We start from the raw sequence: 20,077 nt of genomic DNA, 5'->3' as shown, positions 1-20,077 counted from the left end.
ATACTATTCGCTTTCAAAAGATATTTTTTGAATATAACAGTGTGTATCACACTGTGAAAACACTGAAATAAATTCAATATAAAAATTATTCTATGGTGCAGATTATTAAAAAAAATATTTTCATTATTGTGCAAAAGGTTAATGGAATTATACGGGGTATTGCTGATTTCAATACATACATGAAAGCTATTGTTCGTTCTTTTCGTTCATTGCGCTATCTTAAAATTCGGTCACTATATACAATAGCGGTTAATCAAACACGATTTACTGGCATAGATGCGCTGCCACTGGTTTCATGGATTGCGCTATTATTAGGAGCGACAGTTATTATTCAGGCAACCACCAATTTCCCCAAATACGGAATTGAAAGCTTTATTGGCAATCTTTTGGTTATTATCATTGCCCGAGAGCTTGGTCCACTGGTTACCGCTTTAATTGTGGTAGCACGATCAGGCTCTGCGATAGCTGCTGAAATTGCCACCCAAACCCAGAACAGAGAGATACTGTCTCTGGAGCTTATGGGAATTGATACACGAATGTATATTATATTGCCACGAATCGTCGCTTCATTTGCTGCCATTTTTACACTAATCATTATTTTTGATGTAATTGCTTTTTTTGGTGGGTATCTGATAGCACTGACCAGCGTCTATATTCCCATGGGAACATTTACACAGACATTGCTGGATGCATTTACTTTCAATGATTTACTGGTAACTATCACCAAGAGTATTATATATGGAGTTCTCATTCCTCTTATTTGCTGTTATTATGGTTTAAAGCCAAAGTCAAGCTTTGAAATTCCAATTTTTGTTTCCAAAGCTGTCATACGCACGTTGTTAGTTATTTTTATCATTAATGCGGTAATTTCAGTCTTATTTTATTTTTAATTATGGAATGTAATGAAATAAAACAACTGATTGAAGTTAAAAATGTTACTATTGAAGGTGGCAAGCAAAACCTTCGTAATGTTTCATTTAATTTATGCTTGGGTGAGGATGTTGTCATCTTTGGTGCTGAGGATAGTGGTATTGATTATATTTGCCCGCTGCTTGCTCATGCTCTGGAAAATTATAGTGGTGAAGTGCTTTATAAAGAGCAACATATTAAACATATGGACTTTGTTGAGGTTCATAATTTCAGAAAGATATTTGGGTATGTACAACGTGGGTATGCGCTCATCAGTAATATGACAGTGTATGAAAATATAGCGCTGCCACTCAGGTACCACACTGATTTATCCGAAAAAGAAATTCATGAACTAGTTGATTCCCTCATTGTGTATCTTCATTTATCGCATTGCAGGGATTTACGTCCCGTTATGCTCACCCAGTCTGAGATGTTGCGGACTGCTTTTGCACGAGCTATTGCGTTGGATCCTGATATGCTTTTAATTGAACACCCTCTTGAAGGGCAATGCCTTTGGAATGCACAGATTTTTTTGCAGGCATTGCAAAACCGTGCTTTTGCACCAAATAAAACTGTTATAGTTGTCACTTATCAGCCATTAGTGTATATTGATATTGCAACGCGGTTTATCATGCTGCATGAAGGGAGTATTGTTTTTGATGGAACAAAGGAAGAATTTGAAACATTTGAAAATGAATATGTGAAACAATTTGTAAAAGTATTGCCGTATGGGCCAATGACCTTACGTTAGGAGTAAGACTTATGAAATTAGAAAAGAATGAAATACGGGTTGCTATATTTATACTTTTACCGCTGGTAATACTTCTGGTGTTTGTTGTTCTTAAATTAGGCTACTCTTTTGCAACGTCAACCATTGATGTGTATATGAAGGTTGATAATATTTCTTCAATAAAAAACGGCACACAGGTAAAAATAAAAGGCTACACGGTGGGAAGGGTAGTGGATATTATTCCGGTGTACAAGCCATCATTACATTTTCTGGCACTGTTACGTATTAAGAAAGAAATTGATATGTATGAAGACTGTTCAGCAGTCATTATGAATCAGAATATCATTGGTGATACTGTTATAGAAATAAGAAATCCAGTTAAAAAAGAAGCATTGTTGCGTCCCGGAGCAGTAATTGAAGGTGTTGAGTATGTTAGCCTTGAAACAATAGTGCAGGATGTGCATGCGCTTCTTGCAACCCTGACTAATACTGTAGCTGTTATTCAGGATATATCACTGGAAAGCAAAGGCAATATCCGCAGTCTGGTTGCTAATCTTTCAAAGAGTGTGGAGACCATAAGCTCAGTATTGCAGGATTCACAAAAAGATATACTGGCTATAATGGCTTCGTTCCGTGAAACTGCAAAAACCATGAATGAAATTTCGGTTGAACTCAAAAAACATCCTGTAAAGTTTTTGTTTAAGGGTGAAAAATAATACATGCCGTTTTTCTCGGTTGTTATTGCCACCTTTAACAGAGCGCATCTGGTTACACGGGCAGTTGAGTCAGTACTTACGCAGAAATTTACTGACTATGAATGTATTGTGGTTGATGATGGTTCAACAGATGATACTTCCCGGGTACTATCGCACTATACAAATAAAATTAAGTACATATACATACCCCATAGTGGCGTGAGCACAGCGCGTAACCGTGGTATACAGCAGGCACAGGGAGAGTGGATAGCCTTTCTTGATTCAGACGATATGTGGCTGCCTGGAAAACTTGCTGCACACTATGAATATATTCAGGCTCATCCCAATATATATATCCATCAGACTGATGAGTTATGGATAAGAAACGGCAAACGCGTCAACCCAATGAAAAAGCATCAAAAAAAAGAAGGACATATATTTGAGGATTGCCTGCATCTGTGCCTGGTGAGCCCTTCGGCAGTGGTGGTGCACCGCAGTGTGTTTGAGCGGGTGGGCATGTTTGATGAGCGTATGCCTGTATGTGAGGATTATGATCTGTGGCTGCGTGTTGCCTGGCAATACTATATTGGTTTTATTCCCCAAAAGCTTATTGTAAAATTTGGCGGACACAGCGACCAACTGTCATTATCCCTGTGGGGTATGGACCGTTTCAGAGTGTATGCACTATGCAAGCTGATTGCTAATGATGGTTTATTGCTTCCGGAAGCTTACTACCATAAAGCAGTTGAGGTTGCGCTTCAAAAATGTTCTGTGTTATATCAGGGGGCAAAAAAACGTTCCAATGTTGCATTATTGCAAAAGGTAGAGCGGGTTGTACGGTGGCTCACTGTTGATAGCCAAAGCACATCAGTGTATCCTGACCTCGTAGAAGAATAATATTATGCGATAGTATATGGTGAAGGAATGGCTCTTCATAAAATTCCCGCTTGTATAATGTACCCTTACCCCATTGCCACACATACCATACTGAGCCACCTGCTTCAGTGGGATAGCTAATTATGAAGATGTCGTTACTGACACTTATCTGTGATTGGCCATACCGTTTTTTGATGATAGCATATGAGGTGACGTCTTTTCCTTTGATGTCAATTTCAAGCAACCTGGTAAAATCTAAGAATAGCGCTTTGCCGTAAGCATTAATAGCCATTGATGTTTTTACGTAATGCGGTGCCGATAGTTCATAGGTAAAGCTCTTTTGCCTGGCAACAGTAATACCCACCACATAATCCTTGCTGCTGTTACCGCAGTGTACCAGCGCATAGTTTCCACTATCATCTATAGCGATACCCTTAACAACAGTTGATGATGGTGAAGTTCCCTTATAAATAATCTGTCCTTTATTGTTGCATATATAATACCGTCCATCAATAAAGCCAATTCCTGCAAAAGAACCTTTTTGTGAAAATGCTATAGTGGTGGTAAATTGTCCGTTGAGTTCATCATTGGGGTACACATTGCCGTTGAAATCAGCAATACGAGCTGAGCTTCCATCAGCCGTGAGGAGTATAATAATGGAACCGTCAGGCGAAATGTATGGGTACTCGGTTGAAGGCAGTTTCCAGAAAAACTCATTGGCCGCATTATACATGGCTATTTCATTGCCAATCTTTTTGTAAGTAATATAAAATTTTCCATCAGTAGTAGGTTTGACAAAAGCATCAGCAGATGAGATAAATTTATGAACCAAACCATTGGCACCAATATAATAGTAGCCATTATCAGTAGTAACTGCAAAGGACAATTTTTCATTAGTAGTGGATGCAGGTTCTATAGCCTGTATTTTTTGTAATGAACCATACCATAATGGGGTAAGTAAAAATCCTGTATGAATCATGAAAACAGGTGCAATCCCTAAAAGTATCCCTACCAGTAATCCAAGTATTGCATATCTCATAGTATAGTATCAATCCGTTAAAAAGCTTTTTAATTTCTGGCTGCGGGAAGGTAACCGCAGTTTACGAATTGCTTTTTTTTCAATCTGGCGTATACGTTCTTTTGAAAGCTTAAAGCGTTCACCTATCTGCTGCAATGACATTGGTTCATTTCCATCCAGGCCATAGCGCAATTTTAATATCTCGCGTTCGGATGGTGTTAATGTGTCAAGCACCTCATTCAAAGCTTCTTTCAATGATTCATCAAATACCTTTTTGTCAGGTGACTCTACCTTAAGGTCTTCAACTAAGCTCAATACGGTATTATCTTCAGAATTGCCAATGGTGGCATCCAGTGAAACAAAATCCTGTGTGATATTGCGCAAGTGGTTGATTTCATCATTGTCCATATCAAGTTCTTCAGCAATTTCAGCGGGGCTTGGTTCACGTCCAAGTTTACTTTCAAGCGACTTATGAACCTTGTCAATTTTTTGCATATCAGCGGTTCTATTCAGTGGCAGCCGTATCAGTGAAGTTTTTTGTGAAATAGCCAATAGTATTGCCTGCCTGATCCACCATACTGCATAGGAAATAAAATGATACCCTCTGTCAGGGTCAAAGCGCTCAGCTGCTTTGATGAGCCCCATATTCCCTTCATTGATTAAGTCAAGTAATGAAATACCGCTGGTCTGATATTTCTTAGCTATAGACACCACAAACCGTAAATTGGCTTTTATTAATTCTTCTTTGGCTTTCTGGTCGCCAGCACGGGCACGGCGTGCAAGTGCATCCTCTTCTTCCCGTGTCAAAAGAGGAATTTTATTAATTTGCTCTAAGTACCATGATATCGAAGAATCGGTGAAATCATCAAAGTTGGCTTTAATGGTTTCATTATTATTCTTGGTCACTTTTTTCTGCTTTGGTAACATAGCTTCTTTTTTTTGAAGCTTACGTTGTTTTGTTTGGCTCTCAGGTGCAGACATTATATTTGATTTTATAGGTTTTTCCTGTTTAAGTTTTTTTGGCATACATCTTCCTGTTAATCACTATATACGTAGTAAAAACTACTATCAGGTTACAGTATTAAATGCAATGATTATTTTGACAAGGCAAAAAATAATTCTAATAATTACTATAAATACTGTTTTTAGTGTTAAAGTAATGAAATGTATCAATCCATCTGCCTTCGAAGGCAGGGGTAGTCTATCATTTCTTACCTTAAAAAAAGTAAGGAATACATATTAAAAAAATACATGTATATTACAATGGGTTATCGGACAAAAGAAAATAATTAATTATTTGTTCGTTGCCTTGTGTCAATTTAAGTTTATTGAGAGCATCGTGTATATATGTTTCAGAATAAATAGAGGCAAGCTTGTTTTTGTCTTTAATTGTACTTCCGGTTATTTCATCAATGTAGTACTGTGGTGTTTGGTCAACATATAGCGTACCTTTTAATCCCTGTTCAAATTTTTTGGTTGCTATATTGTATCGTTTTTCATCAATAGTAATTGCATCAACAGTATTTTTGCGATAGTTAATAGTGCATGAAATCTTAAAGCTTGATGCATCACCGGTGATATATAATCCTGTTAATGATTTATCCGTATATAAATATTGTATTTTGACAAACGTTGTTCCTGCCTGCTTTATGCTTGCTGGTTTATTAAAAGAAATATCAACCCGCCTGAGATCATTAGTAGATGAATAGTTAAAGATATGAGTTGATTGGTATAACACAGTATCACTTACTGGAGCTGTTGATGAAATGGTATAGCTAGTTAAAAGCTTGCCCCTGTATTGAAGCTGTATTTTTGTAATGGGAGTATTTTTATACGGTGTATATTTATTAAGGCCTGTTATCCTGCCAGTTGTATCATAATTGACGATATACCATCCCGTTATACCCTTGCTATCACGCAAAATAATCTTAACTATTCTGTTATCTTCATATATTTTTTCTACAGGGGTATACGTTGCACACCAAAGAAATGGTATAATAAACCATATGTATATTAATATTTTTTTATTTGACATAAATAGTATCTTTATTTCATTGCATTTAATTTTATAATTGCCTTTTGAAGATATTTATGATATTTATTAAAAATGCAATAATTTTTTTTATGTTTGTAACATTTTTATTGAGAACATTCTTATTGATAGTTCTTACAATTTTTGATGAGGAAGTACATTATTATGATACAGTACATTATCAGGAATGCAAAATTAATAATAGAAGAGATAGTTAAAAATATATGGAAGGCGTTGCTGTCAAGTTTTGGCATCATATTACTGATAGCCTTTTTAGTATTATATCTTTCACTGAGAGATTCTGTTACCAATTTTGTGGAAAAGAGGCTTTTTGGCTCACTTGATATAAATGAAATCATCATTGAGCCTAAGGCAAAAACCGGTGAAGCAACGTTATCGTATGCCATTAACAGCATTCCGGCAGAAAAAGTTAAAGCTATTCGCAAAATGAATAACGTTGCATCAGTGTATACTGTTACCTGTATAAATGCAGCAACAAAGATTAAAATTGAGTTATTAGGAAAATCACGGGCACCCTATGTACCTATTTGCGGTATAAGTCAGCAGTTTATCAAAGATAAAGTGCCAGGGTATAAATCGTTCAAGTATTACCCCAATGAACCAGTGCCAGTGATAGCTCCACAGGTGGCACTTGATATGTTTAACAATTTTGCTGCAATCAACAATCTTCCGTTATTTACTGAAGATACTCTAAAAGGGCTGCCTATCACGTTGATAATTGATACACCAAAGGGTACTGAAACAAAAAAGCGGTTTGAAGTGCCGGCTGTAGTTCATTCCTTTTCTACGCTTTTCAATTTAACGGGTATTGTAGTCCCTGACACGTTTGTCAATAAAATTGCAGCTCAGTATGCTGCCGAAACCAAAATTGCGCAGCCAATCCTGTATATACGCTTGTATGCCAAAGTGAAAGATGTTAAAAAACTTCCTGAAGTTACACGGCAGATTAAATCAATGGGGCTGGCGGTGACATCGCTTGATGAAGTGGCTAGCAAAACAAATCAGGCCATGAGTATTATTGATGGATTTTCACTATTTGTTGGTTTCTTCTTATTGATTTTGACCGTGATATCAATATTTAATTCATATTTAATAATTATCTATAACCGAAGTTACAGTTTTTCATTGCGCAGGATTTTAGGTGTGTCAAAATTCAGAATAATCATGACATTCATGGTTGAAGCAGCTTTTATTGGTGCAGTGTATGGTTTCATTGGCTATTTAGTCGGTGCATATTTAATAAAGGCTGCTGGTGCAAAACTTTCATCACTGGTGCCGGCGTTGAGCGGCATCGGCCTTGAGCCGGTAGGCATGAATGTTTGTGCAGGTCTTGTTCTTTTCTCAATTGCAATTTCATCGTTATCAGCATTGATACCGGCTATTTTTGCATCAAACATGAATTTATTTAAAGCATTAAGCAAACAGTGAGGTATGACCGTGGCATTATTACAGGTAAACTCGGTAAGTGTTCAGTATGATGAGCGCAAAGTTCTGGATAATGTAAGTTTTGAAGTTCAGGAAAGCACTATCACTGCATTAACAGGTAAATCAGGTTCAGGGAAAACAACCCTACTTGGTGTATTATCAGGACTTTTGCAGCCCAATGAAGGTACAGTGCTTTTTATGGGTGATAATATCTTCAGGTGGAGTGATCTAAAGCGGTCGCGTTTCAGAAACAGGGATATTGGGTTTGTCTTTCAGTTTTTTAATCTTTTTTCTGATATTTCAGCTTATGACAATATTGCATTCCCGGCAATCTTAAATAGGCAAACGCGTAATTTACATGCGCGCATAATGGAACTGGCAGAGTATCTGCAGATTACCGATATACTGGACAGAAATCCTACCACATTGTCGGGTGGCGAACGCCAGCGTGTGGCCATAGCACGTGCAATCATTAATGAGCCAAAATTAATACTTGCCGATGAACCTACCGGCAACTTAGATACTGCCACAGCCAATGATATATTAAAGCTATTTGCGCGCCTGCGCGATGATAGGGGAATATCCATAATAATAGCAACCCATGATGAACGCATTGTGAAGGCAAGTAATGTGCAGTATCATATTGAAGGCGGGAAAATTCTTGAAAGTGATGCAAAAAAAGAAAAGCCTAAGACAGTAACAAAAAAGCAACTAACAAGGCCTGTTGCAAAGATAAAAAAGAAAAAGTAAGGAAAAATAAACATACGTGTACCAGGAGGATAGGATATGATTGTTGACAAAACTTCATCTGATGCGTATCTTAAAACCATGGAAGAGATGAAGAAAACAAAGATTGAGTCATATTGGGATTTGCTTTCAGTTTTGAAGGAACATCCCGATTGGTTAGAAGAACTAAGGAAGCTTATTCTTACTGAAGAGCTATTGGCTTTACCAAAAAAATTTGATGAATTTGTAAAGCGTTATGAAAACTTCATAGAAAATGAATTTAAACCATTAAAGCAAACGGTTGAAAAACAGGGAAATGATATTGGAACCTTAAAAGGTGATGTAAAAGTCTTAAAAGAGGATGTAGCGGTTTTAAAAGAGGATGTAGCTGGTTTAAAGAAAGATGTCAATGCTCTTAAAAATGATGTTGGCAGTTTGAAAGGTGATAATTTTGAACGAAAGATAAGAGAAAAAGCACCATCGTATTTTGGGAAACTCATATTAAAGTGCAGATTAATTGATACCATGGAATTGGCAAATACTATTGATGATGCCGTGTTGAACAAGAAATCTGTAATAACTGATGATGAGCGTGATGATGCGTTGAAAATTGATGTGGTTGTTACTGGTTTTTTGCGTCACAACAAAGAAAAAAAGGTTTTTTTGGCAGCAGAGGTATCAGTTGTTGTAGATAAAGCTGATGTTGAAAGAGCAGTTAAAAGAACAAAAATAATTGAAAAGTGTTTGGGAATACCTGGAATACCGGTGGTGATTGGTGAGGAATATACCGATGGTGCAAAAAAAGCTGCTGAAGAATTGCAGGTGATAATGATATAAAAATTCCCCTTGTATTCAATTTTTTAAAAAATAGTATTGATTTTCATAGTAAAATATTAATGGTAGTGGTATTTAATTAATATTTGTTATGTAGATGTTGTTCTTGGGCGTAGATGGATGTATGTAAACTTATGAAAATGATGTAAAGATAGGCAACAGGAGATTGCCACGCACCTGCGGTGCTCGCAATGACGGAATTGGCCGATGTGTCATTGCGAACGAATTGAAGCAATCTCATGGTATGAAAAGGAGATTGCCACGCACCTGCGGTGCTCGCAATGACGGGGGTGCAAAGCCATTGCAAAGAGGTCTCTTTTAAGACACACCCGTGCAATGATTGTATGGTATGGATTTTTTTTCCAAAGGAGATGAACAACATTGGGACAAACCTGTTCACATGATGTTTTAAAGGAACTATCGCAGTATGGCAGGCTGTATGTTGATGCACCTATGAGCCAGTTTACCACCTTTAAGGTTGGTGGGCCTGCTGATATGCTCATTGAGCCACTTTCCAATGAAACAATCCCTTACATAGTAACTATCGCCAGGCAAACTAACATACCTGTTACCATTATTGGAGGCGGTTCCAACCTGGTAGTGGGTGATAGGGGTATACGCGGGCTTGTTGTAAGAATTGGAAGTTCACCGGAAGATGAAGGCTCCATTACTTTTGAAGGCACAAACGTTGTGGTTGATGCTAAGGTAACAAAAAAGCGTTTTGTGGAAGAAGCAATAGAGCAAGGGCTTGCCGGCATGGAGTTTATGGCAGGAATACCTGGCTGTATTGGTGGTGGTGTAATCATGAATGCAGGCACTACGATGGGGACTTTTGCAGATATTATAACTGATGTGACCTGTTATACTGCAGATGGCAAGTTGTTAACTGTTACAAACAAGTCAATATTTTCATATAGAAAATCAATGTTGCCGGAAGGTGCCATTGTAGTTAATGCCCGGTGCACATTAAACGTTGCAGATAACCCGGAGGATGTAAAAAATACCGTAAAAGAGATTTTACGTGAGCGCAAAACCAAGCATCCACTTGATTATCCTTCGGCAGGATCGGTGTTTAAAAATCCTGACGGGCATGCTTCATGGAAGCTTATTAATGATGCGGGACTGCGCGGGTACAGTATTGGTGGTGCCAAAGTGTCGGAGTTACATACCAATTTTATTATAAATACTGGCAGGGCCACTGCTAAGGATATCAAGCATCTGGTTGAATTTATTCAAGAAACAGTGCATAAACTGTATGATATCAATTTAGAACCTGAAATTCGTTTTATTGGGGAATTTTAACATTTATGGAATTTGCAACGTTGTTACACGATACTGTATTCTGTGCACTGGATTGTGAAACTACCGGATTAAATCCCATCATTGACAGGATAGTTTCTATTGGAATTATACGGTTTACATTGGACCGAGTCATTGACACATTCTATACACTGGTAAACCCGTTGAAGCCAATTCCACCGCATGTGACACGGCTTCATGGAATTACTGCTGACATGGTACAGAAAGCTCCGGTTATTACAGAATTATTTGATACTATTGAACAATATACCAGCAATACCTACTGTGTTATCCACAATCCACGTTTTGACATATCATTTATTGATTCGGCTTACCATCAACATGACAGAAATACTCCCGATTTAAAGGCATTTGATACTGTGCATTTATCACGTAAGACATTCAAACAACTCCCAAGCTATAATTTGGGCAATCTTTGCAAATTTTTTGGTATATCAATCAATGCCCACCACGCACTGAGCGATGCACAGGGCTCAATGGAAATATTTAAGAAGGTCATAGATAAGCTTAATGCTTACAACTGGTGCATTCGTGATCTGGAACGCTATCATGGTGGTATTATCAGTGCCTATTCACTTGGCATAAAAAGCACACATATTCCTGCCGATAGCAGGATACCCCTGGGGTATCGTATAACTATCAGGTATAAAGATGCACAGGGGAATATTGTAGAGCGCAGCATTTTGCCGCAGCGTTACTTTATCATGGGAAGAAATAACTACATACAGGCATATTGTTATCTGCGAAATGAAATCCGTTATTTCAACACTGCGCGTATAGTAGCGGTGTATTAATCCACTCAATCGAGTATTTGTTTGCGTTTGCTTAAAATCTTTGTCCCATTCAAAAAATTATAGTGTTCCACACCAAATGAGAATTTTCGGCGGTCAAAAAATAGAGAGTCTTTTCCCTGTATACAATTATATTCATTCCTCTTCTTACGGGCATCTTCGATGCTTATTTTTCCTATCAAAAGCAATTTTTAAAGGATTGACCTTATACCATTATGCACTTTCTTTTGTCCAGGCGGCAACAAAAGAAAGTGCCAAAGAAAAATGCCTTGTGCTTTTTGTATGTATGTAATCGTTGCCAGCGTGCTGCGGAATAGCATCCCTTCAGTCACCTGCCCTGAGCTTGCCGAAGGGTCGCATGCAACCCATGACGCCGTACCTCCTGTACGGCTATCGTTGCAATACCGTTTTTTATATTCATTATTTCTTAATCATTCCAATTTCCTTCAAAATCCTGTGCAGTAAACCCCGTATCCCTTTGCTCCGACAGTGTTTTGTTACCCCATTTGGATACTGTAATCCTTCCAGTACTACTCTTACTTTGTCTTCTGGACTGTAGCTGTTCTTTACTATTTCCTACAGGATTTTACTCTATATTTTTCCCATAAAAATTCTCTTTTTCCTGTGAAACTTTAGAGAGAAACATCACTACTTCTTGCCCAAGGAATACAATGTGTGCAGCAAGCACACATAAAAAACCCTCACCACTTCTTGGCCAGAGAAACACAATGTGTGCGTCAAGCACACATAAAAAACCCTACCACTCCTTGGCCAAAAAACACAATGCGTGCGGCAAGCACACATAGAAAAAACCCTCACCACTTCTTGGCCAAAGAAACACAATGCGTGCGTCAAGCACGCATAAAAAAACCTAGCCACTTCCTGGCCAAAGAACACAATGTGTGCAGCAAGCACACATAAAAAAACCTCGCCACTTCCTGGCCAAGGAATACAATGCGTGCGTCAAGCACGCATAAAAAAACCCTCACCACTTCCTGGCCAAGGAATACAATGTGTGCAGCAAGCACACATAAAAAACCCTCACCACTTCTTGGCCAAAAAACACAATGCGTGCGTCAAGCACGCATAAAAAAACCTAGCCACTTCCTGGCCAAGGAATATAATGTGTGCAGCAAGCACACATAAAAAACCCTCACCACTTCCTGGCCAAGGAATACAATGTGTGCGACAAGCACACACAAAAAAAACCTACCACTTCTTGGCCAAGGAATATAATGTGTGCAGCAAGCACACATAGAAAAACCCTCACCACTTCTTGGCCAGCGTAAATTTAAGGTTATATCCTGACTCACCTGTGGATGGAAGATAATCTTTGCCCCACCACAATGCAAATTCAAACTGTTCAAAAAATACATAGTGAAAGCTTAAGCCATACGCAATGCCTGTTTGATTGCCGACTAAAAGATATTTGCCTTTAAAAGCAGTAAAGTCGTTGTACACGCCGGCATATATAAAATCCCTGTGTACAGAAATTTCATATTCAAAAGAAGCACGTGCAATATGCGTTGTATGGTAGTCTTTGCCCATAAAACCTTTGAATGTCCGTGTGGAAACAGCTTCTTCATAATAAAAAGGTACCGGGTCATTAAGATAGGTATAATCACCCTGGAAGACAAACAAATCAAAGTTAAAAAATTCAAATTTTACAATAGTATCAATACCCACTTTGTAAAAATGAGTGGCATTTTGATAGCGGTAGGCTTCAAGCGTGATCTTACGCCCTGTTGTATGTTTAAGCGAAAATGGGATGATGTCAATGTTTGCCTGAATGCCAATAAAATGCCACACCTGAGTATCTTTTGTTATGTTGGGCTGGGTTACTGTAGCATCCGGGTTTTCCACAGCCTGAAAAATAAAAACTTTTTCAACGCCATATCCTGGATAAACCTTCAAGCGCTCAATGGGGGTAAATCCTGGTTCAGCCAGCACGTTTATCCTGACATAATTGTACTGATCAAGCCCTAAGTCCTTTCGCCCGGCCTTAGAGTTGTACACTTCAGATGAAACCCTGGGAATAAATAAGCCATCAAAGTGTGGCATGAAGTTATAGGTTGATTTGATCTGATTAAACGTGTTGTAGGGAAGTGAAGTAAAATTTCCATCCAGCCCGTACATAAAACCAGTTTTAAAACCTATTCGGAAACTATCGCCCTGCTTTATAAGGTCGTTATGAGTATACCGTGCATACGGAATGAGTCCTAAACTGAAACTGGTATCAAGGCCATAGGTAAACCCACCGGATTCTTCAGGTGAAAATGACACAATGGTAATAATTAAATCGTAGTGTGGGAGAGGAGTTGCAGGTATAGTTGGTATAAATGGCACTTTTCCGTCAGTAAAGGGTTTACTCAGCCTGTCTATCTGGAAAAGTGCACTGGAATAATCTTTTGATTCCTGTACTGTCACAATAAAATCTTTAATGGCATATTTTTTCTTCAGTTTTTCTAATTGTATTTCTACGGTTTGTTTATGGTAAATACGGTTTGGCAGATCAAAATCATATTGAATGCGCAGCGTGTCAAGACTGTTTAAATTTTTAAACACAATGCGGTTTAAGCGTCCTTCATCAACAAACACGGTAATGGAAGCTAACGTTTGGCGCACCAGTAAAACGCGCGCCAGTGTATATCCATTGTCATGATAAAATTTAGTTATAGCGGTGGCGATAGTTCCAAAAGTAAACTTGCTGGCAGGTATGGTATCTATGTCGGCAGCACGGACTAAGTAGTCCTGATTGTAGATTATAGTGCCCTGTATGGTAAGATCTTTAGGAAGGCTAAAAACATCCGAATACAGGTAAAGAATAAATAAAAGCGATAGAATAAACCATTTATTGCGCACAGTACAGATTTTTTAATGTAGAAATAAGCTTTAAAATGCGTTCATCTTTAATAGAGTAATACATGAAATTGGCTTCCTTGCGCCTGTGTATAATATTCATTTTTCTTAAGATAGTAAGGTGCTGGGATATATTTGATATGGTGGAGCCAAATTCTTTTTCAATTTCACCTACGGTTTTTTCGCCATCCATTAAAAAACACAATACTTTAAGCCGTATGGGATGGGCAATTGATTTTAATAGTTCGCTGGTAAACCATACCTGTTCTTCAGAAAAAATCATATGTATAAAGCCCCCTCTGCACAGAATATTGCAAGACTGTTAACACATTACATGGCGGTAAAAGAAATCAGCAAAAAGTAATTAAGCGTAATACTCTGGAATTTAAGATTTTAATTAAACAATTATTTTACTGTTTAATAACAAGGTAGCAATACGTACAGTGTTGTCAACATTTTTTTATTGCACCTTTGCCATCTATTGGTAGCACGGAATGAGTATTCAATTCCATGGGGGGAATTGTTTCATTATTTTTTATACCTTTCCAACAAATAGTCCAAACACGGCAATTAAAATGCTAATAATGGCAAAACCAATACCTATAAACCATTGGAGTGAGGTAAAACGCTTTTCTATAGCTTCAAAACGAGCTTCAATTGTCTCGAAACGAGCTTCAATTGTCTCAAAACGAGCTTTTTCAACTTCTTTCAATGCTTTTAATTCTTCTTCAACACGTATAATGCGTTCAATAAGGCTTAATTCTTTTGCTCGTAACTCGCTTTGGCGCATAAATTCTTCAATATTAGTTTTAACTTCATCCTGCACAACAGTTTTGATAAGAGGTATAAGTTCCTCTTTGAGCTGAGTTATTGAGTTTTGTATATTATTATTCATGGGCACCTCATGAAATATTTTTCTTTCTTTTAAAAGATACGCAGACGCTGGCAAAATGTCAATAGTATTTTGATTTTTTAAATTTGCGCAGTTTTAGAGTCCTTAATTAATAAAATTCCATCAGCCATTTCTGATGTTATCTGGTTGGAATGTGATGTGTGCCAAAAAGTTTCTTTAATGCAGCAAATAATCATTAAGATTCATTAAATGGAGTATTCGCTGCACAGATGGAGAAGGGATAATGTAGAGCTTGCCACCTTTTGATGCAATTCTGTGTTTTGCATAGATTAAAAAGCCAATAAATGAAGAATGGATCCATTCGGTTTGGCTTAAGTCAAATTGCATATATTGTAGTTTTTCAATTTTTTCAAACCTGCTTGAGTATTCCGGCACTTCTTCAAGTGGGATTTCTTTAGGAAACGTCCAGCAGTTTTCCTGAATCATTAGCTTCCTCCTATCCATAAAAGCACACGTACCGTTATGTATATATAATCGTCCTTTATTGTATTAAAATTTAGATTTTTTTATAAGCCCGGCAAGCAATAGACAAAAAACACAACAATTCATCGAAAACATAAAACCAAAAAAAACACAATTAAAAATTTGTCAACAAAATTGGTTTGCTTATATGACATAATACAAAAAAGTCAACAAAATATTTAAAAATTTTTTTAATTTTTTATTTTTTTGCGTCTTAAAACAAAGGAAGAGCTTAAAATGGAGGTGTTCAGTCACTTTGCCATTAAGCAGGATTTAGAAAATCTACGAGTAGAGTTTTTGATAAAATTAGAAAAATTAGATAAAAAATTTAATATAAATTTTGCAGTGTTGTTATTTACCATAATCTTTTTACATCAAAATGCCCTTGAATTTATTGCAACAGTGGTGGAGCTAATACGGTAATGGGGCGATAGTTACCGGGTTGAAATGACCACATTTCGACAGGCTCAATGACCACGTCTCGACAAGCTCGACGACCGCATTTCGATGGGCTCAATGACCACGTCTCTCAACGGTCACCGAGTGCGCGCGAAGCGCGCGTATCGAGGTGACCGGATCCCACCAAACCCCCAGCGGGGGTGGAATTATTGTAACAAAGCGGTATATCACCACGCCACCAAACCCCCGGAGGGGGTGAAATTATTATAGCAGGGAAGATATACAACCATGCCACCAAATCCCCGGAGGGGATGACATTATTATAGCAAAGATGATATTATCACCACGCCACCAAACCCCCAGCGGGGGTGAAATTATTATAGCAGAGAATGTATGCAACCACCCCACCAAACCCCCGGAGGGGGTGAAATTATTATAGCAGAGAATGTATGTAACCACCCCATCAAACCCCCAGCGGGGGTGAAATTATTTTTGCAAAGATTACATTATAACCACCCCACCAAACCCCCGGAGGGGGTGAAATTAGTATGGCAGGGTGATATTATTGTAACAGAAAAATTACTTGAAAAAATATATAGTAAGCAATATGTTTAAGATGAACAGGAGTAAAAAAATATAAGGAAGGGTATAGAATAATGGGATATGCAATCAAGGTATATGAGGCATTCAAAGACGATGAGGTAAAAGCAAAAGTTTTGGCCGAATTTATAGAGAAGGTGGAAGAAGCAATAAATAATAATCAGGTAGCAACGCGACAGGATTTACATGTGCAGGAGCTTAAGCTAACTAAAGAAATAAAAGAGGTAGAGCTTAGGCTTACCAAAGAGATAGAGCAAGTGCGAGCAGACCTAACCAAAGAGATAGAGCAAGTGCGAGCAGACCTAACCAAAGAGATAGAACAGGTACGTAATGAGATGAAGGAGATAGAGCTTAAGCTTACCAAAGAGATAGAGCAGGTACGAGCAGAATTAAAGGTAGAAATACAGCAAACAAAGGTAAGCTTGTTGAAATGGCTCATAGGGTTGTTGTTAACACAAACAATAACCATAATAGGAGTAATTGTAGGGTTGTTTCAGGTATTCAAGTAGTTGTAATAGAATTTGTGTGAATTAATGTAATGTAAAAGGGGGTGTCCCAAAAGACATCCGTGTATAATGACATTTGCCCTCCTGTCATTGCGAGGAGCGTTAGCGACGAAGCAGTCTTGTTTTCTGGGAGATTGAGATTGCTTCACTTCGACAAGTGGTTGCTGAGCTCGTCGAAGCACTCAGTGCAAGCGCTATGCTCGCAATGACACATCGGCCAATCCCGTCATTGCGAGGAGCGCTAGCGACGAAGCAATCTTGTTTTCTGGGAGATTGAGATTGCTTCACTTCGACAAGTGGTTGCTGAGCTCGTCGAAGCACTCAGTGCAAGCGCTACGCTCGCAATGACGCAGCGGCCAATCCTGACATTGCGAGGAGCGATAGCGACGAAGCAATCTCATGGATTGTTGAGATTCTTCGCTTTGCTCAGAATGACATTAATACTGTGCTCAAAACGCATGTATCAAGGTGACCACATTTCGACAGGCTCAATGACCGCGTCTCGATATGCCCTTCGGGCTACTCGACGACCACGTTACACACGCCGCTCGTTTCGAGAGCCTCAACGAGCGGCGGGCTGAGCCTGTCGAAGACCGGCGGGCTGAGGCTCTCGCGGTGGCTGAGGTTCTAGCGGTCACTGAGGTTCTCGAAGTGACCGCATTTCAATGACCGCATTCCTCTACAGCATCCCCACGCGGCGCAAAATTTCTGCCGTCTTTTTATCGGCACGCGCCATCTCTTTCAGTGCGCGCTCCACGCGCTCCTCGCGCTCTTCAAGCTCACGTGCTTTCGAGGCAACCGGCGAAAGCGCACTGCGCCTGTCCCACAGCACAAAGCCCACCACACCTACTGTCTGGACAAAAATGGCTGAGATGAGCACATACATGAGATTTTCAAGTCCGTCAATTCGCTTTTCAAGGCCATCAATGCGCGCGTTTACAGCCTTCAATCCTTCCTCCACTTTCGTTTCCACGCGAATGAGGCGGTCGCGATCATCCTGCGTGAAAGGAATATCGCGGGCAAAGGCACATGATGATACTACTATCGCAAAAAGAATGCCAATAAGTATTCTATTTTTCATCATTATAACTCCATGAAATCATATGTTTGCCACTCAGGGACAAAACTCTTTTTCACATGCAGGGATATCCATTCACACTTCTCTATAATACTGCTACGCACAAAATTGATGCAACAATAATTTTTTTTAAAATTTGCAAAATTTTTTACAGTGATTGGATATCGCGCTCGTCTCGATACGCCTGCGGGGCTACTCAATGACCGCGTCGTGTAAAGTCATTGCAAGGAGCGCTAGCGACGAAGCAATCTTGTTTTCTGGGAGATTGAGATTGCTTCACTTCGACAAGTGGTTGCTGAGCTCGTCGAAGCACTCAGTGCAAGCGCTACGCTCGCAATGACACATCGGCCAATCCCGTCATTGCAAGGAGCGCTAGCGACGAAGCAATCTTATGGTATTGTTGAGATTATTCGCTCAGAATGACATTAATACTGTGCACGCAGTGCGCGTATCGAGGTGACCGCATTACGGCAGAATCACTGCAGGGGATGACAGTGTTATAGCAAAGATGACGTTATCACCACCCCACCAAACCCCCGGAGGGGGTGACATTATTGTAACAAAGCGATATATCACCACGCCATAAAACCCCCAGCGGGGGTGACATTATTGTAACAATGAAATTGCTTCGCTACGCTCGCAATGACACATCGGCAAATCCTGTCATTGCGAGGAGCGCTAGCGACGAAACAATCCCATGGTATTGTATAGAGTTTCCTTGATTTCTTGATAATTGTATTTGACATATAATATTATTATTTTTAAATTTAAAGTATCATGTTACAAGGAGGTCTATAGTGAAATGAGTTCTTTGCGAAAAATTTATAAAGAAATATCTCAATTACGCATACAAGAAAAAAAAGCCCTTTTGACGAGAATTACCCGTGACATTATGTCCGAAGAAGGTGGAAAAAAACATTCAATAACAGAAATTAAGGGGTTGGGTTTAGATATCTGGCAAACAATTGATGTTGATGCATATATAGAATCTGAGAGAGATTCATGGACATAGAAAAAATTATAAAAAAACATAAACGAATAATGCTCGATACTGCGCCAATTATCTATTTCATAGAAGAGCATGCGGATTTAGGGAGGATAGCCAATCAAATTATAACAACTTCTATAAAAAATAATATTACGATGATTACTTCTGTTATTACTCTCATTGAGGTATTAGCACATCCATTGCGATAAAAAAATATGATATCGGAGAAAATTATAAAGCCATCCTTTGTGATTCACAGGATCTAATAATGTATCCAATTGATGAGGTAATAGCGGAGAAAGCGGCTGAATTTAGAGCAAAATACTCTATCAAGACGCCTGATGCAATACAGGTAGCAACATGTATTGAATATAATGCTACTCTATTTATAACAAACGATGTTCGTTTAAAAAAGGTTGATGATGTTTCTGTTTTACTGTTAAGTGATGTATTGTAAAATTGTATTGATAAATAAAAAATGGTACGCGCTCATTTCGACAGGCCCCTTTGGGCTACTCAATGACCGCATTTCGATACGCCCTTCGGGCTACTCAATCTACTCAATGACCACGTCTCGACAAGCTCGACGACCGAATTTCGATACGCCGCTCGTTTCGAGAGCCTCAACGAGCGGCATATTCTCACTCACTGAGGCACTCGCTTTGGCTGAGGCTCTTGCGGTCACTGAGGTTCTCGAAGTGACCGCGTCTCAACAAGCTCAATGACCGCATTTCGACAGGCCCTTCGGGCTACTCGACGACCACGTTACACACGCCGCTCGTTTCGAGAGCCTCAACGAGCGATGGGCTGAGCCTGTCGAAGACCGGCGGGCTGAGGCTCTCGCGGTGGCTGAGGTTCTCGCGGTCACTGAGGTTCTCGAAGGGACCGCGTCTCA

The 20,077-nt window shown here is 39.0% G+C and carries 23 protein-coding genes; 15 read left to right on the top strand and 8 right to left on the bottom strand.

What is annotated here, in order from left to right; translation table 11 throughout:
• Positions 1–92 precede the first annotated feature (92 nt).
• Genes AB1444_08420 through AB1444_08405 form a run of 4 tightly spaced genes read left to right on the top strand, consistent with a single transcriptional unit; the run spans position 93 to position 3,231 of the window.
• A complete protein-coding gene (locus AB1444_08420) occupies positions 93–890 on the top strand; it encodes an ABC transporter permease (GenBank protein MEW6526674.1) in 798 nt (265 codons plus the stop codon).
• Positions 891–892: 2 nt separating this feature from the next.
• Positions 893–1,660 carry an ATP-binding cassette domain-containing protein gene (locus AB1444_08415; GenBank protein MEW6526673.1) on the top strand — a complete coding sequence of 256 codons (768 nt, stop codon included), beginning with the start codon at positions 893–895 and terminating at the stop codon, positions 1,658–1,660.
• Between the two features lie 11 nt (positions 1,661–1,671).
• Entirely contained in the window at positions 1,672–2,355 is a 684-nt protein-coding gene (locus tag AB1444_08410) for an MlaD family protein (GenBank protein MEW6526672.1), read from the top strand.
• A 3-nt stretch (positions 2,356–2,358) separates the two neighbouring features.
• On the top strand, positions 2,359–3,231 hold the full coding sequence (locus AB1444_08405) for a glycosyltransferase (protein MEW6526671.1): 873 nt from the start codon (positions 2,359–2,361) through the stop codon (positions 3,229–3,231).
• Here the strand turns inward: AB1444_08405 and AB1444_08400 are convergent.
• The 3 genes from AB1444_08400 to AB1444_08390 form a co-directional block, all read right to left on the bottom strand.
• Positions 3,179–4,249, bottom strand: a complete 1,071-nt coding sequence (locus AB1444_08400; GenBank protein MEW6526670.1) for a hypothetical protein — start codon at positions 4,247–4,249, stop codon at positions 3,179–3,181. The genes AB1444_08405 and AB1444_08400 overlap by 53 nt on opposite strands.
• Before the next feature lie 9 nt (positions 4,250–4,258).
• Entirely contained in the window at positions 4,259–5,254 is a 996-nt protein-coding gene (locus AB1444_08395; protein ID MEW6526669.1) for an RNA polymerase sigma factor RpoD/SigA, read from the bottom strand.
• Between the two features lie 232 nt (positions 5,255–5,486).
• Positions 5,487–6,263 carry a hypothetical protein gene (locus tag AB1444_08390; protein MEW6526668.1) on the bottom strand — a complete coding sequence of 259 codons (777 nt, stop codon included), beginning with the start codon at positions 6,261–6,263 and terminating at the stop codon, positions 5,487–5,489.
• Positions 6,264–6,425: 162 nt separating this feature from the next.
• Here AB1444_08390 and AB1444_08385 point away from each other — a divergent pair, with 162 nt between their 5' ends.
• The 6 genes from AB1444_08385 to AB1444_08360 all read left to right on the top strand — a co-directional run bounded on the left by AB1444_08385 (position 6,426) and on the right by AB1444_08360 (position 11,842).
• Positions 6,426–7,709, top strand: a complete 1,284-nt coding sequence (locus tag AB1444_08385; protein ID MEW6526667.1) for an ABC transporter permease — start codon at positions 6,426–6,428, stop codon at positions 7,707–7,709.
• Between the two features lie 9 nt (positions 7,710–7,718).
• Entirely contained in the window at positions 7,719–8,456 is a 738-nt protein-coding gene (locus AB1444_08380) for an ABC transporter ATP-binding protein (protein ID MEW6526666.1), read from the top strand.
• 36 nt (positions 8,457–8,492) lie between these two features.
• A complete protein-coding gene (locus AB1444_08375) occupies positions 8,493–9,269 on the top strand; it encodes a hypothetical protein (GenBank protein ID MEW6526665.1) in 777 nt (258 codons plus the stop codon).
• A 378-nt stretch (positions 9,270–9,647) separates the two neighbouring features.
• Entirely contained in the window at positions 9,648–10,568 is a 921-nt protein-coding gene (gene murB / locus AB1444_08370) for a UDP-N-acetylmuramate dehydrogenase (protein ID MEW6526664.1), read from the top strand.
• Between the two features lie 5 nt (positions 10,569–10,573).
• Positions 10,574–11,380, top strand: a complete 807-nt coding sequence (locus AB1444_08365; protein ID MEW6526663.1) for an exonuclease domain-containing protein — start codon at positions 10,574–10,576, stop codon at positions 11,378–11,380.
• A gap of 279 nt (positions 11,381–11,659) precedes the next feature.
• Positions 11,660–11,842, top strand: a complete 183-nt coding sequence (locus AB1444_08360) for a hypothetical protein (protein MEW6526662.1) — start codon at positions 11,660–11,662, stop codon at positions 11,840–11,842.
• Positions 11,843–12,643: 801 nt separating this feature from the next.
• Here AB1444_08360 and AB1444_08355 read toward each other — a convergent pair.
• From AB1444_08355 to AB1444_08340, 4 genes are all read right to left on the bottom strand, one after another.
• Positions 12,644–14,239 (bottom strand): hypothetical protein, encoded by a 1,596-nt coding sequence (locus AB1444_08355; GenBank protein ID MEW6526661.1) that lies wholly within the window; start codon positions 14,237–14,239, stop codon positions 12,644–12,646.
• Complete coding sequence (locus tag AB1444_08350; protein MEW6526660.1) at positions 14,229–14,519, bottom strand: metalloregulator ArsR/SmtB family transcription factor; 291 nt, start codon at positions 14,517–14,519, stop codon at positions 14,229–14,231. Before AB1444_08350 ends, AB1444_08355 begins: the two co-directional genes overlap by 11 nt.
• Before the next feature lie 252 nt (positions 14,520–14,771).
• The gene (locus AB1444_08345) at positions 14,772–15,131 is read right to left on the bottom strand and encodes a hypothetical protein (GenBank protein ID MEW6526659.1); all 360 of its coding nucleotides are present in this window, start codon (positions 15,129–15,131) and stop codon (positions 14,772–14,774) included.
• 174 nt (positions 15,132–15,305) lie between these two features.
• Positions 15,306–15,575 carry an STAS domain-containing protein gene (locus tag AB1444_08340; protein MEW6526658.1) on the bottom strand — a complete coding sequence of 90 codons (270 nt, stop codon included), beginning with the start codon at positions 15,573–15,575 and terminating at the stop codon, positions 15,306–15,308.
• A 273-nt stretch (positions 15,576–15,848) separates the two neighbouring features.
• Between AB1444_08340 and AB1444_08335 the strand changes: the two genes are divergently transcribed.
• Together AB1444_08335 and AB1444_08330 are read left to right on the top strand one after the other, a co-directional pair.
• Complete coding sequence (locus tag AB1444_08335) at positions 15,849–16,034, top strand: hypothetical protein (protein MEW6526657.1); 186 nt, start codon at positions 15,849–15,851, stop codon at positions 16,032–16,034.
• 632 nt (positions 16,035–16,666) lie between these two features.
• Entirely contained in the window at positions 16,667–17,119 is a 453-nt protein-coding gene (locus tag AB1444_08330; protein ID MEW6526656.1) for a coiled-coil domain-containing protein, read from the top strand.
• Between the two features lie 676 nt (positions 17,120–17,795).
• Here the strand turns inward: AB1444_08330 and AB1444_08325 are convergent.
• Positions 17,796–18,197 carry a hypothetical protein gene (locus AB1444_08325; protein MEW6526655.1) on the bottom strand — a complete coding sequence of 134 codons (402 nt, stop codon included), beginning with the start codon at positions 18,195–18,197 and terminating at the stop codon, positions 17,796–17,798.
• Positions 18,198–18,996: 799 nt separating this feature from the next.
• On the opposite strand from AB1444_08325, the gene AB1444_08320 reads away from it, so the two are divergent.
• The 3 genes from AB1444_08320 to AB1444_08310 are packed head-to-tail and all read left to right on the top strand — an operon-like array spanning position 18,997 to position 19,639.
• Positions 18,997–19,206: a hypothetical protein gene (locus AB1444_08320; GenBank protein ID MEW6526654.1), complete on the top strand. Its 210-nt coding sequence runs from the start codon at positions 18,997–18,999 to the stop codon at positions 19,204–19,206.
• Positions 19,197–19,391: a hypothetical protein gene (locus AB1444_08315; protein ID MEW6526653.1), complete on the top strand. Its 195-nt coding sequence runs from the start codon at positions 19,197–19,199 to the stop codon at positions 19,389–19,391. Before AB1444_08320 ends, AB1444_08315 begins: the two co-directional genes overlap by 10 nt.
• A complete protein-coding gene (locus AB1444_08310; protein ID MEW6526652.1) occupies positions 19,370–19,639 on the top strand; it encodes a PIN domain-containing protein in 270 nt (89 codons plus the stop codon). Before AB1444_08315 ends, AB1444_08310 begins: the two co-directional genes overlap by 22 nt.
• The last annotated feature ends 438 nt before the right edge of the window (positions 19,640–20,077 follow it).

The sequence above is a fragment of the Spirochaetota bacterium genome (assembly GCA_040756435.1).
Lineage (GTDB): Bacteria > Spirochaetota > UBA4802 > UBA4802 > UB4802 > UBA4802.
The sequence above is the reverse complement of the archived record's forward strand: the minus strand, read 5'-3'. Positions and strand labels throughout refer to the sequence as shown.

Coding starts and splice junctions, on each gene's coding strand:
- AB1444_08420 (MEW6526674.1), top strand. CDS start 93: ATGGTGCAGATTATTAAAAAAAATATTTTCATTATTGTGCAAAAGGTT.
- AB1444_08415 (MEW6526673.1), top strand. CDS start 893: ATGGAATGTAATGAAATAAAACAACTGATTGAAGTTAAAAATGTTACT.
- AB1444_08410 (MEW6526672.1), top strand. CDS start 1,672: ATGAAATTAGAAAAGAATGAAATACGGGTTGCTATATTTATACTTTTA.
- AB1444_08405 (MEW6526671.1), top strand. CDS start 2,359: ATGCCGTTTTTCTCGGTTGTTATTGCCACCTTTAACAGAGCGCATCTG.
- AB1444_08400 (MEW6526670.1), bottom strand. CDS start 4,249: ATGAGATATGCAATACTTGGATTACTGGTAGGGATACTTTTAGGGATT.
- AB1444_08395 (MEW6526669.1), bottom strand. CDS start 5,254: ATGCCAAAAAAACTTAAACAGGAAAAACCTATAAAATCAAATATAATG.
- AB1444_08390 (MEW6526668.1), bottom strand. CDS start 6,263: ATGTCAAATAAAAAAATATTAATATACATATGGTTTATTATACCATTT.
- AB1444_08385 (MEW6526667.1), top strand. CDS start 6,426: ATGATACAGTACATTATCAGGAATGCAAAATTAATAATAGAAGAGATA.
- AB1444_08375 (MEW6526665.1), top strand. CDS start 8,493: ATGATTGTTGACAAAACTTCATCTGATGCGTATCTTAAAACCATGGAA.
- AB1444_08365 (MEW6526663.1), top strand. CDS start 10,574: ATGGAATTTGCAACGTTGTTACACGATACTGTATTCTGTGCACTGGAT.
- AB1444_08360 (MEW6526662.1), top strand. CDS start 11,660: ATGTATGTAATCGTTGCCAGCGTGCTGCGGAATAGCATCCCTTCAGTC.
- AB1444_08350 (MEW6526660.1), bottom strand. CDS start 14,519: ATGATTTTTTCTGAAGAACAGGTATGGTTTACCAGCGAACTATTAAAA.
- AB1444_08345 (MEW6526659.1), bottom strand. CDS start 15,131: ATGAATAATAATATACAAAACTCAATAACTCAGCTCAAAGAGGAACTT.
- AB1444_08340 (MEW6526658.1), bottom strand. CDS start 15,575: ATGATTCAGGAAAACTGCTGGACGTTTCCTAAAGAAATCCCACTTGAA.
- AB1444_08335 (MEW6526657.1), top strand. CDS start 15,849: ATGGAGGTGTTCAGTCACTTTGCCATTAAGCAGGATTTAGAAAATCTA.
- AB1444_08330 (MEW6526656.1), top strand. CDS start 16,667: ATGGGATATGCAATCAAGGTATATGAGGCATTCAAAGACGATGAGGTA.
- AB1444_08325 (MEW6526655.1), bottom strand. CDS start 18,197: ATGAAAAATAGAATACTTATTGGCATTCTTTTTGCGATAGTAGTATCA.
- AB1444_08320 (MEW6526654.1), top strand. CDS start 18,997: ATGAGTTCTTTGCGAAAAATTTATAAAGAAATATCTCAATTACGCATA.
- AB1444_08315 (MEW6526653.1), top strand. CDS start 19,197: ATGGACATAGAAAAAATTATAAAAAAACATAAACGAATAATGCTCGAT.